Origin of the sequence: Herbiconiux sp. UC225_62 (genome assembly GCF_042694625.1) — a bacterium.
Classification (GTDB): domain Bacteria; phylum Actinomycetota; class Actinomycetes; order Actinomycetales; family Microbacteriaceae; genus Herbiconiux.
In genome coordinates this window covers 4,212,910-4,229,579 of the sequence record NZ_CP170551.1, presented here as the reverse complement: position 1 = coordinate 4,229,579, position 16,670 = coordinate 4,212,910, and the positions used below count along the sequence as shown (strand labels likewise).

Genomic DNA, 16,670 nt, shown 5'->3' with positions numbered 1-16,670 from the left:
CCCCTACTGTGACCGTTCGTGAGATCCGTCTCTTCGGCGATCCCGTCTTGAAGACCGTGTCCGATCCGATCGACGAGATCGACGACCGCGTGCGCTCGCTCGTCGCCGACCTCCTCGACAGCGTGCAGGTGCCGGGGCGAGCCGGCGTCGCCGCGTCGCAGATCGGCGTGAACCTGCGGGCGTTCAGCTACAACGTCGACGGCGAGGTCGGGTACATCCTGAACCCCGTGCTGGTCGAGGTGTCGGGGGAGCCCGAGCTGATCGACGAGGGGTGCCTCTCGGTTCCGGACCTCTGGTTCAAGACGTCACGGTATCCGTTCGCCCGTGCCCGCGGCATCGATCTCGACGGCAACGAGATCGAGGTCTCGGGCACCGGCGTACTCGCCCAGGCGCTGCAGCACGAGACCGATCATCTCGACGGCCTGCTCTACCTCGACCGCCTCGACAAGCCCTCCCGGCGCGAGGCCATGCGCCAGGTGCGCGAGTCCTCCTGGTTCTGAGTAGCAAGTACCCATAACCACCGGAGCCGGTTCGCTCTGACGATGGATGGATACCCGTCCTTGCCATCATCAGAAAAGAACCTGTCGTGAAACCCTCCCTCCTTTCCGGCGTCGGTGCGCTCGCACTCGTCGCGCTCGCCGGCTCCCTCCTGGCTGCCAGTCCGGCCTCCGCCATCGAGGTCTACAACCCGGTGTGTCCGCCCGCCAAGGCGGTGCGCGGCATCCCCCTCGCGGCGACGCCGGCCCTCGACCGCTACGACAAGAGCGCTACCGTGTCGATCTCGGCCGGTGTGCTCCCCGCCGGAGTGACCCTGACCGGTGACGTCGCCAAACGGGTGCCGTATCAGTTCGAGGGCACGCCGACGGCAACCGGAACATCGACCTTCACCGTCAAGGCCACGTTCGAAGACCTGCCGGCGAAGACGATCGACTGCACCATGGTCGTGTCGGCCACGCCGGCCGTCAGCCGCATCAAGGGCAGCGACCGGTATGACCAGGCGGTGCAGATCTCCAAGGCGTCGTTTACCGAGGCCGAGACGATCTACGTGGCGAGTGGAGAGAAGTTCGCCGACGCACTCAGCGCCGGATCGGTCGCGGGTGTGCACGGTGCCCCGCTGCTCCTCACGAGCGCCGGTGCTCTGCCCGGCGGCACTCAGGCGGAGATCGTGCGCCTCAAGCCCAAGACGATCGTGGTGGTCGGGGGCGCGGCCTCTGTGGCGGACGGTGTTCTGGCGACGCTGAAGGCAGCCGTGCCCGGCGTCGCGGTGAAGCGGATCGGCGGCGTCGACCGCTACGAGGTGTCGCGCAATCTCATCGGGGATGCCGACGTCGGGGTGCCCGAGTCGAGCTGGGTCTATCTGGCGTCGGGAGCCAACTTCCCGGATGCCTTGGCTGCCTCACCCGCCGCCGTCACAAAGAACGCCCCGGTGCTGCTCGTGAACGGCGCCGAGACGAAGCCCACTGCAGCCGAGACCGCGTTGCTCGATGGGATCGGGGCGTCGAACATCCAGATCGTGGGAGGCACTGCCTCGGTCAGTCAGGCTCTGCAGACCGCGCTCGACACGCCATTCGTGGTCACCCGCGCCAGTGGCGCCGACCGGTTCGAGGCCGCCGTCGCGATCAACCAGGAATTCAGCACGGCGTCCACGATGTACCTCGCCAGCGGTCTCGTGTTCCCTGATGCCCTGAGCGCGGCTCCCGTTGCCGGCGAGGCCGCCGACCCCATCTACCTCGTGCAGCAGAACTGCGTGCCGGCCTCGGTGCTGCAGGAAGTGGTGCGGCTCGAACCCACCGAGATCGTCGTGCTCGGCGGCCTCAACACCCTCGGCGCCGGCGTCGAGCAACTGAAGGCCTGCTGACACAGACCTGATTCGTCGATCCGCCCCACGATCCTCTCGTGGGGCGGATCTTCGTTTTGGGTAGGGATTACTCATAACAGAGGCCATCAGGCGGCTGTGAGTCTGTAGGTACCCCTTCTTCCTGACGAAAGCGGTCTTCATGCGATCCCGATTCCTGTCCCTGGGCGGCGCTGCCGCTGCTTCACTGGTCGTCTCTGCGGCTTTGCTGCTTGCAGCAGCGCCCGCCGCCCAGGCGATTGCGCCCTCGAACCCGGTGTGCCCGCCCACCGTCGCCACCCAGGGAATCTCCCTTCCGAGGACGTTCGCGCTGGACTACAACGATCCTTCCGCTCACGTCGCGATATCGGAGGGATCGCTTCCTGCCGGAGTGGCGCTCACGGGCGACGAGACCGCGCACCTGCGGTTCGCTTACTCGGGCACTCCGACCGCGAGCGGCATCGCGAACTTCACCGTGACCGCGACGATCTCCGGCAATCCCGTGTCGATCGCGTGTTCGATGGCCGTGTTCCCCACGCCCACGACCTCGCGTATCGGAGGCGCCGACCGCTACGCCCAGGCCGATGCCTTGGCGCACGCGTCGTTCCAGACGTCGAACATCGTCTATGTGGCGAGCGGTGAGAAGTTCACGGATGCCCTGAGCGCCGGCTCGGTCGCCGGCTTGCGGAGTTCCGCCCTCCTCTTGACCCCGGCGAACGCGATGACCCCGGGAACGAAGGCCGAAATCACGCGCCTTCAGCCGCACCAGATCGTCGTCGTCGGCGGACCGGCCTCCGTGGCGCCGGCCGTCGAGCAGGGATTGGTGAAGGACTTCCCCGGGGCGACTGTGACGCGCATCGGCGGCGCAGATCGCTATGACGTGTCTCGCTCCCTGTTGTCGAACCCGTCCGTCGGCGCCGGTCACACCGACTGGCTCTCGGTGGCGAACGGGGGCAACTTCCCGGATGCGCTGTCCGCTTCTCCCGCTGCCATCGCCCGCGGCGGTGCCGTCCTCCTCGTCGATGGATCGAAGACCGTGCTGAGCGATTCCGAGAAGCACGTTCTCGACGGCCTCGGCGCGGACCAGGTGAGCATCGCCGGAGGCCCCGCATCGGTGAGCGCGGCGCTTGAGCACGACATCTCCACGCTCTACCCGGTCACCCGCAACGGCGGTGCCGACCGCTTCGACGTCGCGGTGTCGATCAACAATGAGGTGTTCGGAACCGCAGACACGGTCTACCTCGCCAGCGGCAGCACGTTCCCCGACGCGCTCAGCGCGGCACCCGTGGCCGGTGCCGGACACAACCCGGTGTACCTGGCGCACACCGACTGCGTCCCCGGTGCGGTGCTGCAGGAGATCGTGCGCATCCAGCCGTCGAAGATCGTGGTGCTGGGAGGCGCGAACACCCTCACCGCCGCGGTGGAGGCGCTCAAGCCCTGCTGAGCATCCTCCTGAACGAGAAGGGGCCCGCCGCACTGGCGAGCCCCTTCTTCGTGTGTGGTCCGAGTCGGCGAACGGTCAGTGCACCAGGGACTGGCCCTCGGTGGCCGGAGCCGCGTTGTAGATACCCTCGATGGTCGATGCGAAGTCCTTCACGATGACGTTGCGCTTGATGGTGAGCTTCGGCGTGAGGTGCCCGCTCGCCTCCGTGAAGTCGCTGGAGAGCACCACGAACTTGCGGATGGACTCGGCCCGCGAGACCAGCGCGTTCGCGGCATCCACGGCCCGCTGGATCTCGGCGAGCACCGCGGGGTTCTCGGCCGCCTCGGCGAGCGTGAGCGTGGCGGGCTGGCCGTTGTTGCCCAGCCAGACCGGCAACATCTCGGCGTCGAGCGTGATGAGCGCTGCGATGAACGGCTTCTGGTCACCCACGACGACAACCTGACCCACCAGAGGGTTGGCCCGGATCGGGTCTTCGAGCACGGCCGGAGCCACGTTCTTGCCACCGGCGGTGACGATGATCTCCTTCTTGCGGCCGGTGATGGTGAGGAAGCCCTCGTCGTCGAGCGAACCGATGTCGCCGGTCTTGAACCACTCGCCGTCCATCACCTCGGCGGTCGCGGCCTCGTTCTGCCAGTAGCCACCGAAGACGTTGACGCCCTTCACCCAGATCTCGCCGTCTTCGGCGATCTTGATGCCCACACCGGGGAGCGCCGGTCCGACCGTGCCGATCTTGAACTTGTCGGTGAGGTTGACCGTCGCGGGTGCTGTGGTCTCGGTGAGGCCGTAGCCCTCGAGAATCTTCACGCCGAGGCTGCGATAGAAGTGGCCCAGCCGGTGGCCGAGGGGAGCCGAACCCGACACCGCGTACTTCACGTTGCCGCCGAGCGCGGTGCGCAACTTCGAATAGACGAGGCGGTCGAAGAGCGCGAACTTGATCCTGAGCCCGAGGGGCACCTTGCCGGCGTCGAGCGCCTCGGAGTGCTCGACCGCGACCGCCGCGGCCTGGCGGAAGATCTTGCCGCGGCCACCGGTCTCGGCTTTCTGCTCCGACGAGTTGTAGACCTTCTCGAACACCCGAGGAACCGCGAGCAGGAAGGTGGGCTTGAACGACCCCAGCGCCGGCAGCAGCTGCTTCGTGTCGGCCTGGTGGCCCACCTTCACGCCCGCGTGCACGCTCAGCACCGCGATGAACCGCGCGAAGACGTGCGCCGTGGTGATGAACAACAACGTCGAGGCGCCCGGCTGCACGACATCCTTCATGGCGACGGCGGCGTTGCGCGAGAGCTCCACGAAGTTCGAGTGGGTCAGGATGCAGCCCTTCGGCCGCCCGGTGGTGCCCGAGGTGTAGATGAGGGTCGCGAGGTCGGAGCCCTTGGCCAGTGTGCGCCGGCGCTCGAGCTCCTCGTCGGAGACGTCCACGCCCGCGGCGGCGAGCTTGTCGAGGTCGCCCAGATCCACCTGCCACACCTGGGTGACCAGGGGAAGATCGGCGTGCACCTCGTCGAAGCGCGCGAAATGGTCGGCGGTCTCGACGATGACGGCCACCGCACCCGAATCGCTGAGGTTCCACTGCACCTGAGCGGGTGCGGAGGTCTCGTAGACCGGCACCAGCACGGCACCGGCGAACCAGGTGGCGAAGTCGATGAGCGTCCACTCGTAGCGGGTCTTGCACATCAGGCCGATCTTGTCGCCGGGCTGGATGCCGGAACCGATCAGGCCCTTCGCGATGGCACGCACCTGCGCGAGGAACTCGGCGGCGGTGATGTCGCGCCATCCGGAGCCCTCGGGAACCGCGAAGAGCGGTCCGTCGGGGGTGAGGCGGGCCCGCTCGATGAGCAGGTCGCTCGCGTTCGCGTCGGGGTCTGCTGTGACGACGGGGGGAACGTAATACTGGTCCACGGCAACTCCTTTGGTACCGGTCGAGTGCAACTCATCTACACTCTACTTGGTGCATCCGGGGCTTCCCTGGATGCGATGACACCCCGGCGGAAGGAACCACCTCGCATGCGCGCCATCGGAATCGACATCGGTGGCACGAAGATCGCCGGTGCCGTGGTCGACGAACTGGGCACCATCGTGGCGCACGATCGCCGCCCGACCTCCGCGTCGGAGCCTCAGGTGATCGAAGACACGGTGGTCGAGATGGTCAAGCACCTCTCCCAGGGCGAGGAGATCGCCGCCGTCGGCGTGGCTGCGGCCGGGTTCATCGACGCGTCGCAGTCGACCGTCTACTACGCCCCCAACATCAACTGGCGCGAGGAGCCCTTCCGCGAGAAGCTCGAGAAGCGCCTCGACCTGCCGATCATCATCGAGAACGACGCGAACGCCGCGGGCTGGGCCGAGTTCCGCTTCGGTGCCGGGCGTCTGGTCAGCGACATGGTCATCCTCACCATCGGCACCGGCGTCGGCGGAGCGATCGTGAGCGGTGACCGCCTGTTCCGCGGCGGATTCGGCGCCGGTGCCGAACTCGGTCACCTCCGCGTGGTGCCGAACGGCCTGCCCTGCGGCTGCGGCGCCCACGGCTGCATCGAACAGTACGGCTCCGGTCGCGCGCTCCTCCGCATGGCCAACGAGCTCGCCGACGCGGGCGGGATCGGCCAGGTGCTCGCCTCCGTGCGCTCCCGCAACGGTGTGCTGACCGGGCAGGACATCTCGGAGCTGGTCACCATCGGCGACCCGGGCGCCCTTTCGGCGCTCCGCACCCTCGGCACCTGGCTGGGTCAGGCCTGCGCCAGCCTCGCCGCGGTGCTTGACCCGCAACTCTTCGTGATCGGTGGGGGAGTCGCGCAGTCGGGCGACGTGCTGCTCGACCCGATCCGCTCGGCTTTCCTCGAGACGCTCCCCGCCCGGGGCTACCACCCGGAGCCGGAGTTCCGCATCGCCGAGCTCGTCAACGACGCCGGCGTGGTCGGGGCCGCCGATCTCGCCCGCAGCTACGCCGAGACGATCTGAGGCCCGATGTTCTATTTCCTCGCGAAGTACCTCCTGGTCGCCCCGGTGCTCAAGACGTTCTTCCGCCCCTGGGTGATCGGTCTCGAGAACATCCCGGCCAAGGGTGCCGCCATCCTCGCCTCGAACCACCTCTCGTTCAGCGACTCGGTGTTCCTGCCTGTCGTGGTCGACCGGCAGGTCTCCTTCCTGGCCAAGAGCGAGTACTTCACCGGCAAGGGCATCAAGGGATGGCTGGTGCGGCTGTTCTTCATCGCCTCCGGTCAGTTGCCCATCGACCGCTCCGGCGGCAAGGCCTCCGAGGCCTCGCTCAACACCGGGCTCAAGGTGCTGGGTCGCGGCGACCTGCTCGGCATCTACCCGGAGGGCACCCGCAGTCCTGACGCGAAGCTCTACCGGGGCCGCACAGGAGTGGCCCGGATGGTGCTCGAAGCCCACGTTCCGATCATCCCGGTCGCGATGATCGACACCGAGAAGGTGATGCCGATCGGATCGAAGATCCCCAAGATCCGGAGGATTGGCATCATCATCGGCGAGCCGTTAGATTTCTCTAGGTTCGAGGGATTGGAATCCGACCGGTTCATCCTTCGCTCCGTGACCGACGAGATCATGTACGAGCTCCACCGCCTAGGCGGCCAGGAATACGCCGACGTGTATGCGACTTCGGTAAAGGATAAACGCGCGACCGTCGCGCGGCCTGTCTCCAGCAAGTAGAGACACCAAACAGATACGGGAAACGAACCAGTGGTAGATCCAACAGAGCAAATCGTCGAAGCGGATGAATCGGTGATTGCGGGTCTGGACTATTGGCGAACCCTTCCGGTGAAGCAACAGCCGGAGTGGCCCGATCAGAACGCGGTCGAAGCCGTCTCGCGCGACCTCGCCTCCTTCCCTCCGCTGGTGTTCGCCGGTGAGGTCGACAACCTGCGCGACCGCCTCGCCGCGGCCGCCAACGGGCAGGCCTTCCTGCTCCAGGGCGGTGACTGTGCGGAGACCTTCGCGGGCGCCACGGCCGACCAGATCAAGGATCGCGTCAAGACGGTGCTGCAGATGGCCGTCGTGCTGACCTACGGCGCCTCCATGCCCGTCATCAAGATGGGACGGATGGCGGGCCAGTTCGCCAAGCCCCGCTCGAGCGACACGGAGACGCGCGACGGCGTCACCCTGCCGGCCTACCGCGGCGACATCGTGAACGGCTACGACTTCACCCCGGAGTCGCGTACCGCGAACCCGAACCGCATGCTCGACGGCTACCACGTGGCCGCCTCGACCCTGAACCTCATCCGGGCCTTCACGCAGGGCGGCTTCGCCGACCTCCGTCAGGTGCACACCTGGAACAAGGGCTTCACCTCGAACCCGGCGAACGTGCGCTACGAGCAGCTCGCCGGTGAGATCGATCGGGCCGTGAAGTTCATGGTGGCGTGCGGCGCCGACTTCGAGGCGCTGAAGCGCACGGAGTTCTTCGTCAGTCACGAGGCGTTGCTGTTCGACTACGAGCGCCCGATGACGCGGATCGACTCGCGCACCGGCCTGCCCTACAACACCTCGAGCCACTTCGTGTGGATCGGGGAGCGCACGCGCGACCTCGACGGCGCGCACGTCGACTTCCTGTCGCGTGTTCGCAACCCGCTGGGCGTCAAGCTCGGGCCGTCGACGACTCCGGACGACATGCTGCGGCTGATCGACAAGCTCGACCCCGACCGGGAGCCGGGCCGATTGACCTTCATCACCCGGATGGGCGCCGGCAAGATCCGCGACGCTCTTCCGCCGCTCCTGGAGGCCATCAAGGCGTCGGATGCCAAGCCGCTGTGGGTCACCGACCCGATGCACGGCAACGGCCTCACCACGCCGAACGGCTACAAGACCCGTCGTTTCGACGACGTGGTCGACGAGGTCAAGGGCTTCTTCGAGGCGCACCGCGCGGTGGGAACCCACCCGGGCGGCATCCACGTGGAACTCACCGGCGACGACGTGACCGAGTGCCTCGGCGGCTCGGAGCACATCGACGAGGCCACCCTGGCCACCCGCTACGAGTCGCTCTGCGACCCGCGCCTCAACCACATGCAGTCGCTCGAACTGGCGTTCCTCGTGGCCGAGGAGCTCGTCGCGACCAACGGCGGGCGATGACCGCCGTTCCGTAAGAACAGCGGGCGGCCGCCCAAGCAGAAGGCTCCGATCCACGAGGATCGGAGCCTTCTGCCGTTCTACACGAACGAGACGGTGAGGGTGGAGCCCTTGGGCACCATGGTTCCGGGCGAGGGATTCGTGCCGGTCACCCGCACGAGGCCGGGAGCCAGGTCGGCACCGAAGTTGTAGTCGAGCGAGAACCCGGCGTCGAGGAGGGTCTGCTTCGCCTTGTCCCAGGTCTGCCCCACGACATCGGGAACGGCGACGGGGGCCGGGCCGCGCGAGACGTTGAGCGTGACGGAATCGCCGGGAACGACGGGGTCGGTCGAGTAGATCGCCTCGTACACCTGTCCCTCCGGAACGGTGTCGCTGAAGTCCTGCGAGCCCTCGACGCCGGTGAGACCGACGGCGGCCAAGGTCGCCTTCGCCTCGTCGAGGGTCTGGCCGACGACATCCGGCACCGGGCCGGCCGAGACCACGAGCGTGATGGGCTGCTGCTCGCCGTACTCGGCGCCCAGCTGATTGCCGTCGGCGCCGAGGGCGCTCAGCACGATCCCCGCTTCGTTGTCGCCGTTGAACTGCTGCCGCGAGTCGGCCGCGGTGAATCCGGCCTGCTGGATCGCGGCTTTGGCGCTCGCCTCGTCGAGCCCGGCGAGTGCGGGGACCGGAAGCATGGCGGGCCCGCTGGACACCAGCACGGTGACCGCCGAGCCGTTGCGCACCTGGGTGTCGCCGGGCGGATCGGTGCCGATCACGGTGCCGGCGGCGATCGTGGGGTCGGACTGCTGTTGTTGCGTGGCCTCGAGGCCGAGCGCGGTCAGCGTGGCGACCGCGGCATCCGGCTGTTGACCGGCGACCTGGGGGATCGTGGTGAGGGCGCCGGGACCGGCGCCGAAGTACCAGGCGCCACCGCCCAGCGCTGCCGCGACCACAAGCACGAGGGCGAAGATCCAGAATCCGCGCTTGCGGCGCGACGAGGCCTTGCGGGCCAGCTTGTCCTTCGGACCCTGGGGAGGCTTGGGGCCGCCCGGCGTGGTGACCGCGCCGTAGACCGTCGTGGCCGAGGTGGCGTCGTCGGGCGCGATGGTGGGCACGGGATCGGTGCGGCGCCGTGCCTCGAGCACCTGGGTCTGCGCCTGGTCGAGGTCGGCGTCGAAGGTGTCGGGGGGCAGCACCATGGTGCGCTGGGTCATGGTGGAGGAGGGCCGCGCGCTCACGATCTCGATCTCGGCCGTGCGCAGTCGCTCGAGCATGACGCGCGCATCCGACGGCCGCTCGTCGGGTTCTTTCGCCGTAGCCCAGAGCACCAGGTCGTCGAGTTGCTCCGGGACGGCCGGGTTCGCGTGGCTCGGCGTCGGCATCGGGTCGTTGGCGTGCTGGAACGCGATGGCCATCGGCTGCTCGCCGACGTAGGGCTGCGCGCCCACGAGCATCTCGTACATCATGATGCCGGCCGCGTAGATGTCGCTGCGGGCATCCGCCGTTCCCCGGGTGAGCAGCTCGGGGGAGAGGTAGGCGATGGTGCCGAGGAGCGCCTGCCCGGTGGCCGTGTTGGCCGAGACGGCCCGGGCGAGACCGAAGTCGCTGATCTTGATGCGGCCGTCGTCGGCCAGCAAGACGTTCTCGGGCTTGAGGTCGCGGTGCACGATGCCGGCCTTGTGCGCGGCGGCGAGCCCGCCGAGCACCGCATCCATCACGTCGACGGTCTGCTCGGTGGTGAGCCGTTCGCGATCTTTGAGCAGGTCGCGGAGCGTCATGCCCGGGAGGTACTCCATGACGAGGTACGCCATGTCGCTGTCCTGCCCCTGGTCGAAGACGTTCACGACGTTGGGATGTGCGAGCCGAGCGGCCGAGCGCGCCTCCTGCACGAAGCGTTCTTTGAACACCGCGTCGTCGGCCAGATGCCCGTGCATGATCTTGATGGCCACCTGGCGTTCGAGCCGCAGATCGGTGGCGAGATACACGGTGGCCATGCCGCCGCGCGCGATCCGCGAACGCACCTGATAGCGGCCGTCGATGAGACGTCCGATCATGGGGTCAGGTGGTGCGGTGGTCACGCTTCGAGTTTAGGGAGCGCGGTATCCACTTAGCCGCATAGACACCGAGTGGTTGGGGTTCCGACACCCATCTTTATCTTTTCGTGACGAAAGAGAATTGTTGCGTCGACCAGGATGCGTGGCAATCTGTATGCGTGACTGATCTGCCCGCCACCGAGTGGCTGACCGTTCCCGACCTCGTCGAGCTGCTCGGCCTGACCCCCAGCAAGGTGCGGCGACTGATCGAAGACCGTCACCTGGTCGGCACTCGCCGCGACGGTGTGCTCTCGGTGCCGGCGAGCTTCCTCCGCGACGGCGAACCGCTCACCGAACTGCGGGGCACGATCATCCTCCTGACCGACAACCACTACACCGACGACGAGATCGTGGAGTGGCTGCTGAATCCGAACGACCTGCTCGACATCGCGCCGATCGAGGCGCTGCGGGCCGGCCGCAAGGCCGAGGTCCGTCGCGTCGCGCAGGCGCTCGCCTTCTGACGTCTCCGGCCGCGGCCGGAGCTCTCAGGTCTCGCGCTGGGTGATGGTGCGCGCCAGGCTCGCGAGCTCGGCGCGCGCGGTGTCGCCGATCGGCGCCCGTTCGAGTTCGCCGAGCGCGGCGCGCACCCGCTCGCCGATCATCGTCTCCACCTCGGCGACGGCGCCGGTGTCGCGCATGGTCTGCTGCAGCATCCGGATCTGCGCGTCGTCGAGATCGGGATCGCCGAGCAATTCGTCGAAGAGCCGGCGGGCCGAGTTGTCGAGCTTCGCGCGGGTCAGGGAGACCAGGACCGTGCGCTTGCCTTCGCGGAGGTCGTCGCCGCTCGGCTTGCCCGTGCGGGCTGCGTCGCCGAAGACGCCCAGCACGTCGTCGCGCAACTGGAAGGCGATGCCGAGCGGCAGGCCGAAACGGCGGAGGCTCTCGAGCTGCTCGGGGGAGGCGCCGCGGAGCGAGGCGCCGATCTGCAGCGGAGCCTCGACGCTGTACTTCGCCGACTTGTAGACGATGACCCGTTCGGCCCGCTCGAGGGAGCGCTCCGGATCGGTGGTGGCCCACGCTCGCTCCTCGAGGAGGTCGAGGTACTGGCCGAGGGTGACCTCGGTGCGCATGACGTCGACCGCTTCGCGGGCGGCGATCAGCGTCTGCAGGGACGGCGCGGCGAGCACGGCCCGCGAGATGAGCTCGTCGCTCCAGGCGAGCAGCAGGTCGCCGAGCAGGATGGCGCTGCCTTCGCCGAAGCTGCGGCCGGCGCCGCGCCAGTTCTCCTCGTGGTGCAGGGCCTCGAAACGGCGGTGCACGGCGGGCATCCCGCGGCGGGTGTCGGAGTTGTCGATGATGTCGTCGTGCACGAGCGCCGCGGCGTGGAAGAGCTCGAGTCCGGCGCACAGATCGACCAAGGCGTCGAGCTCTGCTTCACCCGGAACGGTGGTCGAGTTGTTGGCCGGGGAGACGGCCCGCCAGCCCCAGTAGCAGAACTGCGCGCGGAACCGCTTTCCGCCGCTGAGAAGATCCCTTGAGAACCGGGCGAACGGGCGGAGCTCCGGGGCGATGCGGACGAGAATGGAATCACGCGATGCGAGAAATTCGTTGATTCGTGCGTCGACGAGTTTGACTAGGCGCGGGCTTTCCATCACTCGCCTAGCCTAGCCAGACCGCGCGCACTACAATCAGCACTACCACGCATCGGTCCCGAGCCTGAGGTGAAATAGGATGCCGCTTTCGGAGCAAGAACAGAGACTCCTCGATGAGATGGAGCGCAGCCTCTACCACAACGACGCCGACTTCGTCTCGGCGGTCGGCGGTGGCCGAGGCCGATTGAACTACGGCGCGCTCGTGCTGGGAATCCTCGTCGGAATCCTCGGCCTGGGCATCGTCATCGGCGGCGTGATCTTCCATCAGCCGTGGATCGGTCTGGTGGGCTTCGTCGCCATGTTCGGCGGCGTGCTGCTGGCCCTCCGCCGCAGCAAGCGCGGGCGAGGCGCTCCCGCTTCCTCCGCCGGCGCATCCGGTGCCGCGCGCCCCTCGGGTTCGTCTTCCGCCTCCAACAAGTCGGGCTTCATGGATCGACTCAATGACCGCTGGGAGCGTCGCGACGACCGCGAGGAGTGACCCCACTTTCCTCCCCCTGAAAGAGACCGGCCTTCGGGCCGGTCTTTTTTGTGCCCATTTTCGCCCTGAACCCTCCCCGGCGGGGCGAGATCACTCCATTTCCCTCCACCACTGAGATCCGCATGTTTTCAGGCCTGTTGTGGTCTCTCGACGCGCCCAAAGCGCATCTTCCGTTGTTTGGTGGTGGGAAGTGGAGTAAAGTGGAGTCGTAGCCCACAATTCTGGCCGGAAGAGTAAGGGGAGGGTGATGTTCCTTGGCACCTATGCCCCCAAGCTCGACGAAAAAGGGCGCATCATCCTGCCGGCGAAGTTCCGCGACGAACTCGCCGGGGGAGTCGTCATGACCCGCGGCCAGGAGAACTGCATCTACGTGTTCTCCACCCGCGAGTTCGAAGAGCTGCACGAGAAGATCCGGCAGGCGCCGGTCACCAGCAAGCAGGCGCGCGACTACCTCCGCGTCTTCCTCTCGGGCGCGAGCGCCGAGACCCCCGACAAGCAGCACCGCGTCACGGTGCCCGCGCCCCTCCGTTCCTACGCCAACCTCGACCGCGACCTCGTCGTGATCGGGGCCGGCAGTCGCGCCGAGATCTGGGACGCCGAGGCCTGGAACACCTACCTCGAGGCTCAGGAAGCCGCTTTCTCCGAGACCGACGAGGAGGTGATCCCGGGCCTGTTCTGAGTCGTCGCCCCTGACTCCCAGCCGTTCATCGCCCTGGCGCACTTCCCCGGTGCCAGGTCGGAATGGATGGGGATCAGGGGTTGCGAAGCAGAATCCGGACAGCGATGGACGAACATCCCACCGATTTCGACGAGATCCACACCTCCGTCATGCTCGAGCGCACCCTCGAGCTGCTCGGGCCGGCCCTCGGTGCGCCCGGCGCGATACTGGTCGACTGCACCCTCGGGCTCGGCGGTCACTCCGAGGCCTTCCTCCGCGCCTTCCCCGGACTCCACCTCGTGGGGCTCGACCGCGACCCCAACGCCCTTCGGCTCGCGGGGGAGCGGCTGGCACCCTTCTCCGACCGCATCGATCTCGTGCACTGCGTCTACGACGAGATCGATGAGGCACTCGAGAGCCTCGGCATCGACGAGGTCGACGGCATCCTCTTCGACCTCGGCATCTCCTCGATGCAGGTCGACCAGGTCGATCGCGGATTCTCCTACTCGAAGGATGCGCCGCTCGACATGCGGATGGACGACACGGCCGAGTTCACGGCCGCCGAGATCATCGCCACCTATTCCGAGGCCGACCTCCGCCGCATCTTCCGCGACTACGGCGAGGAGAAGCTCGCCGACCGCTACGCCCGGCGCATCGTCTCCGAACGGGCGAACGGACCGATCCTGCGCTCGGGTCGTCTGGTCGAGATCATCCAGGCGGCGACGCCCGCGAAGTTCTCCCACTCGGGCCACCCCGCCAAGCGCGTCTTCCAAGCACTGCGCATCGAGGTCAACGCCGAGCTGGCCGTGCTGGAACGCGCCATCCCGCGGGCCATCGACGCCCTCGTCGTCGGTGGGCGGATCGTGGTGCTCGCGTTCCAGTCGCTCGAAGACCGCATCGTGAAGCGCGAGTTCCAGGCCAGGGCGGCATCGACCGCACCGGCCGGGCTCCCCGTCGAACTGCCGCAACACCGTCCCGAACTCAAACTCCTCGTCCGCGGCGCCGAACTCGCCGACGACGAGGAGCGCGCGCGCAACCCGCGTTCCATCCCCGTCCGCCTCCGGGCAGCCGAGAAGATCAGGAGGATCGCATGACGAACCTGGCCGGCGCCTTCATGGCGCGACCGCGCACGAACATGGCCGAACCCGCCCCCACGCCCTACCTCGAGCCGCCGGTCGCGCCGCACATCGAGATCGTGCCGACCCGCACCCAGAAGCGGGCGCGGCCGAAGATCGCCTACGCCGCGGTGGTGGTGACCGGGGTGCTCGCCATCGTCGTGACCCAGCTGCTGCTCTCCATCGGCCTCTCCGACGGTGCGTACGAGATCTCCTCGCTGCAGTCGCAGCAGAAGGAGCTCGACCGCAGCAACCAGGTGCTCTCCGAGCAGTTCGACAAGCTCTCCTCGCCGCAGAACCTCGCGGCGAGCGCCGAGTCCCTCGGCATGGTGACCAACAGTGCGCCGGTCTACCTGCGCCTGTCCGACGGGGCCGTCCTCGGTTCCCCCGTCGCGGCCGCCGGAACTTCGGTCACGGGCGGTCAGGCGCTCGTGCCGAACTCACTCCTGGCCCCGCCGACGGTCGCGGGAGCGACCGCAGCGGATGCCGGAACGGGCGCCGCGAGCGCGCCTCCCGCCCCGGAGACCCAGCCCGACGTACCGTGGCAGGGTGCGCTTCCCTCTCCGACCACGCGGTGACCGCCCCCGCATGATGTACCAGCTGGAGAACTCGTCGTGAACGCAACCGCCAGCCGCAGCACCCGTCGCCGAGCCGCCGTGGCGGTGTTCGCGGTGGTGGCCGTCGTGGCCGTCTTCGTGGTGCGCCTCGTCACCATCCAGGTGGTGCAGGCCGACACGCTGAATGCGGCATCCTTCGACAAACTGTCGGCCCAGACCACCACCTACGGGCTGCGCGGCGACATCGTCGACAACGACGGGACGGTGCTGGCCACCACGGTGCTGCGCTACGACGTCACGGCCTCCCCGAAATCGGTCACCGACTTCGACCGAACGGATGACGCGGGGAAGACCACCACGGTCACCCCCACCCAGGCGGCCGGCGAGATCGCGGCGATCACCGGCCAGACGGCCGACCAGGTCTACGGCATCCTCACCGCCGACCCCTCCTCGAACTTCGCCTACGTGGTGCGCGGGATCGACGTCGACGCGTTCCGCTCCATCCGCGACCTCGGCATCCCGTGGCTCTACTACTCCTCGAACCCGGTGCGCACCTACCCGAACGGCGCCGTCGCCGGCAGCGTGGTGGGCTTCATGGGCGAAGACGAGGCAGGGGAGGCCACCGGCACCGCGGGCGTCGAGCAGATCGACAACCAGTGCCTCACCGGCACCGACGGCGTGCAGACCTACGAACGGGGCGCCGACGGCGTCGCCATCCCGGGCAGCACGGTCACCACCACCGAGGCCAAGCCCGGCGGCACGGCGATGCTCACCATCGACAGCGATCTGCAGTGGTTCTCGCAGCAGGCGCTGGCCGCCCGGGTGCAGGAGACCGGCGCGGCCTGGGGCACCGTCGTGGTGCAGGAGGTCAAAACCGGCAAGCTGCTCGCCGTGGCCGACTACCCGAGCGTCGACCCCAACAACCTCGACGCGACCGCTCCCGAAGACCGCGGCTCGATCGCCTTCCAAGCGCCGTTCGAGCCGGGATCGACCTTCAAGGCGCTCACCGCCGCCTCGGTGCTCGACGCCGGGCTCGCGAACGTCGGCACCCAAGTGGAGGCCCCCTACGTCTACACCGACCCGAACGGCGCGTCGACCCGTGACAGCGAGTTCCACGTCGATCCGCTGCGACTCACCTTCGCCGGCGTCATCCAGGAGTCGTCGAACACCGGAACCGCGATGCTCGGCGAACTCCTCTCCCCGCAGCAGCGCTTCGACTACATGACCAAGTTCCACATCGGTTCCTCGAGCGAGGTGGGCTTCCCGGGCGAGTCCGGCGGCATCCTGCACCCGTGGGACGAGTGGGACGACCAGACCAACCTCACCACCACCTTCGGCCAGGGCCTCGCCACAACGGCCGTGCAGATGGCGAGCGTCTACCAGGCCCTCGGCAACGGCGGGGTGCGCCTTCCCGTGCAGCTGGTCTCCGGATGCCAGCAGCCCGACGGCACCGTGACGCAGGTTCCTGACACCACCGGCGAGCAGGTCGTGTCGCCGCAGGCCGCGACCGACACGATCAACATGCTGGAGACGGTGGCGACCGGCGGATACGCCTCCGCCGACCTGCAGATCCCGGGTTACCGGGTGGCTGCGAAGACCGGAACGGCGCAGATGAGCGACGGGTCGGGAGCCTACGGCGACAGCTACATCACCTCGCTCGCCGGACTCGCTCCGGCCGACGACCCGCAGTACGTCGTTTCGGTGACCATCGCGAAGCCCGTTACCATTGAGAACGGTTTGGCGGCGGCACCGGTCTTCCAGAAGATCATGTCGCAGGTTCTGAAGGAACACCGGGTACTGCCTTCGGGCGTTCCGGGGCCAGACCTTCCCACGACGTATTGAGC

The 16,670-nt window shown here is 67.9% G+C and carries 15 protein-coding genes; 12 read left to right on the top strand and 3 right to left on the bottom strand.

The genetic code is table 11. From position 1 onward, the window contains the following. Window positions 1-8: 8 nt before the first annotated feature. The 3 genes from ACFJGU_RS20585 to ACFJGU_RS20575 all read left to right on the top strand — a co-directional run bounded on the left by ACFJGU_RS20585 (window position 9) and on the right by ACFJGU_RS20575 (window position 3,278). A complete protein-coding gene (locus ACFJGU_RS20585) occupies window positions 9-500 on the top strand; it encodes a peptide deformylase (protein ID WP_382306179.1) in 492 nt (163 codons plus the stop codon). A gap of 86 nt (window positions 501-586) precedes the next feature. Beyond that, on the top strand, window positions 587-1,858 hold the full coding sequence (locus ACFJGU_RS20580; protein ID WP_382306177.1) for a cell wall-binding repeat-containing protein: 1,272 nt from the start codon (window positions 587-589) through the stop codon (window positions 1,856-1,858). A gap of 139 nt (window positions 1,859-1,997) precedes the next feature. Continuing rightward, window positions 1,998-3,278: a cell wall-binding repeat-containing protein gene (locus tag ACFJGU_RS20575; RefSeq protein WP_382306176.1), complete on the top strand. Its 1,281-nt coding sequence runs from the start codon at window positions 1,998-2,000 to the stop codon at window positions 3,276-3,278. 75 nt (window positions 3,279-3,353) lie between these two features. On the opposite strand, the gene ACFJGU_RS20570 is transcribed toward ACFJGU_RS20575, so the two are convergent. Beyond that, on the bottom strand, window positions 3,354-5,177 hold the full coding sequence (locus tag ACFJGU_RS20570) for an AMP-dependent synthetase/ligase (RefSeq protein ID WP_382306174.1): 1,824 nt from the start codon (window positions 5,175-5,177) through the stop codon (window positions 3,354-3,356). 105 nt (window positions 5,178-5,282) lie between these two features. Between ACFJGU_RS20570 and ACFJGU_RS20565 the strand changes: the two genes are divergently transcribed. From ACFJGU_RS20565 to ACFJGU_RS20555, 3 genes are all read left to right on the top strand, one after another. Next, window positions 5,283-6,230, top strand: a complete 948-nt coding sequence (locus tag ACFJGU_RS20565; protein WP_382306172.1) for an ROK family glucokinase — start codon at window positions 5,283-5,285, stop codon at window positions 6,228-6,230. A gap of 6 nt (window positions 6,231-6,236) precedes the next feature. After that, entirely contained in the window at window positions 6,237-6,941 is a 705-nt protein-coding gene (locus tag ACFJGU_RS20560) for a lysophospholipid acyltransferase family protein (RefSeq protein WP_382306170.1), read from the top strand. Between the two features lie 72 nt (window positions 6,942-7,013). Beyond that, entirely contained in the window at window positions 7,014-8,354 is a 1,341-nt protein-coding gene (locus tag ACFJGU_RS20555) for a class II 3-deoxy-7-phosphoheptulonate synthase (RefSeq protein ID WP_382306168.1), read from the top strand. Window positions 8,355-8,431: 77 nt separating this feature from the next. Here the strand turns inward: ACFJGU_RS20555 and pknB are convergent, their stop codons facing one another. Then, window positions 8,432-10,387 carry a Stk1 family PASTA domain-containing Ser/Thr kinase gene (gene pknB / locus ACFJGU_RS20550; protein ID WP_382310455.1) on the bottom strand — a complete coding sequence of 652 codons (1,956 nt, stop codon included), beginning with the start codon at window positions 10,385-10,387 and terminating at the stop codon, window positions 8,432-8,434. Window positions 10,388-10,545: 158 nt separating this feature from the next. Here pknB and ACFJGU_RS20545 point away from each other — a divergent pair, with 158 nt between their 5' ends. Next, complete coding sequence (locus ACFJGU_RS20545; RefSeq protein WP_382306167.1) at window positions 10,546-10,887, top strand: Rv2175c family DNA-binding protein; 342 nt, start codon at window positions 10,546-10,548, stop codon at window positions 10,885-10,887. A 24-nt stretch (window positions 10,888-10,911) separates the two neighbouring features. On the opposite strand, the gene ACFJGU_RS20540 is transcribed toward ACFJGU_RS20545, so the two are convergent. Beyond that, window positions 10,912-12,021, bottom strand: a complete 1,110-nt coding sequence (locus ACFJGU_RS20540) for a polyprenyl synthetase family protein (RefSeq protein ID WP_382306166.1) — start codon at window positions 12,019-12,021, stop codon at window positions 10,912-10,914. A 76-nt stretch (window positions 12,022-12,097) separates the two neighbouring features. Here ACFJGU_RS20540 and ACFJGU_RS20535 point away from each other — a divergent pair, with 76 nt between their 5' ends. From ACFJGU_RS20535 to ACFJGU_RS20515, 5 genes are all read left to right on the top strand, one after another. Then, window positions 12,098-12,496, top strand: coding sequence for a DUF3040 domain-containing protein (locus ACFJGU_RS20535; protein WP_382306164.1), 399 nt, complete (start codon window positions 12,098-12,100; stop codon window positions 12,494-12,496). Window positions 12,497-12,743: 247 nt separating this feature from the next. Beyond that, window positions 12,744-13,175 (top strand): division/cell wall cluster transcriptional repressor MraZ, encoded by a 432-nt coding sequence (gene mraZ, locus ACFJGU_RS20530; RefSeq protein WP_382306162.1) that lies wholly within the window; start codon window positions 12,744-12,746, stop codon window positions 13,173-13,175. Between the two features lie 104 nt (window positions 13,176-13,279). Next, window positions 13,280-14,248 (top strand): 16S rRNA (cytosine(1402)-N(4))-methyltransferase RsmH, encoded by a 969-nt coding sequence (gene rsmH / locus ACFJGU_RS20525; RefSeq protein ID WP_382306160.1) that lies wholly within the window; start codon window positions 13,280-13,282, stop codon window positions 14,246-14,248. Continuing rightward, window positions 14,245-14,847 carry a hypothetical protein gene (locus ACFJGU_RS20520; RefSeq protein WP_382306158.1) on the top strand — a complete coding sequence of 201 codons (603 nt, stop codon included), beginning with the start codon at window positions 14,245-14,247 and terminating at the stop codon, window positions 14,845-14,847. Before rsmH ends, ACFJGU_RS20520 begins: the two co-directional genes overlap by 4 nt. 36 nt (window positions 14,848-14,883) lie before the next feature. Then, window positions 14,884-16,668 carry a peptidoglycan D,D-transpeptidase FtsI family protein gene (locus tag ACFJGU_RS20515; protein ID WP_382306156.1) on the top strand — a complete coding sequence of 595 codons (1,785 nt, stop codon included), beginning with the start codon at window positions 14,884-14,886 and terminating at the stop codon, window positions 16,666-16,668. Window positions 16,669-16,670 lie beyond the last annotated feature (2 nt).

What these genes read in the sequence shown, in the direction of transcription:
- ACFJGU_RS20520 (WP_382306158.1), top strand. Translation starts at nt 14,245, where the DNA reads ATGACGAACCTGGCCGGCGCCTTCATGGCGCGACCGCGCACGAACATG.
- ACFJGU_RS20560 (WP_382306170.1), top strand. Translation starts at nt 6,237, where the DNA reads ATGTTCTATTTCCTCGCGAAGTACCTCCTGGTCGCCCCGGTGCTCAAG.
- mraZ (WP_382306162.1), top strand. Translation starts at nt 12,744, where the DNA reads ATGTTCCTTGGCACCTATGCCCCCAAGCTCGACGAAAAAGGGCGCATC.
- ACFJGU_RS20535 (WP_382306164.1), top strand. Translation starts at nt 12,098, where the DNA reads ATGCCGCTTTCGGAGCAAGAACAGAGACTCCTCGATGAGATGGAGCGC.
- rsmH (WP_382306160.1), top strand. Translation starts at nt 13,280, where the DNA reads ATGGACGAACATCCCACCGATTTCGACGAGATCCACACCTCCGTCATG.
- ACFJGU_RS20575 (WP_382306176.1), top strand. Translation starts at nt 1,998, where the DNA reads ATGCGATCCCGATTCCTGTCCCTGGGCGGCGCTGCCGCTGCTTCACTG.
- ACFJGU_RS20565 (WP_382306172.1), top strand. Translation starts at nt 5,283, where the DNA reads ATGCGCGCCATCGGAATCGACATCGGTGGCACGAAGATCGCCGGTGCC.
- pknB (WP_382310455.1), bottom strand. Translation starts at nt 10,387, where the DNA reads ATGATCGGACGTCTCATCGACGGCCGCTATCAGGTGCGTTCGCGGATC.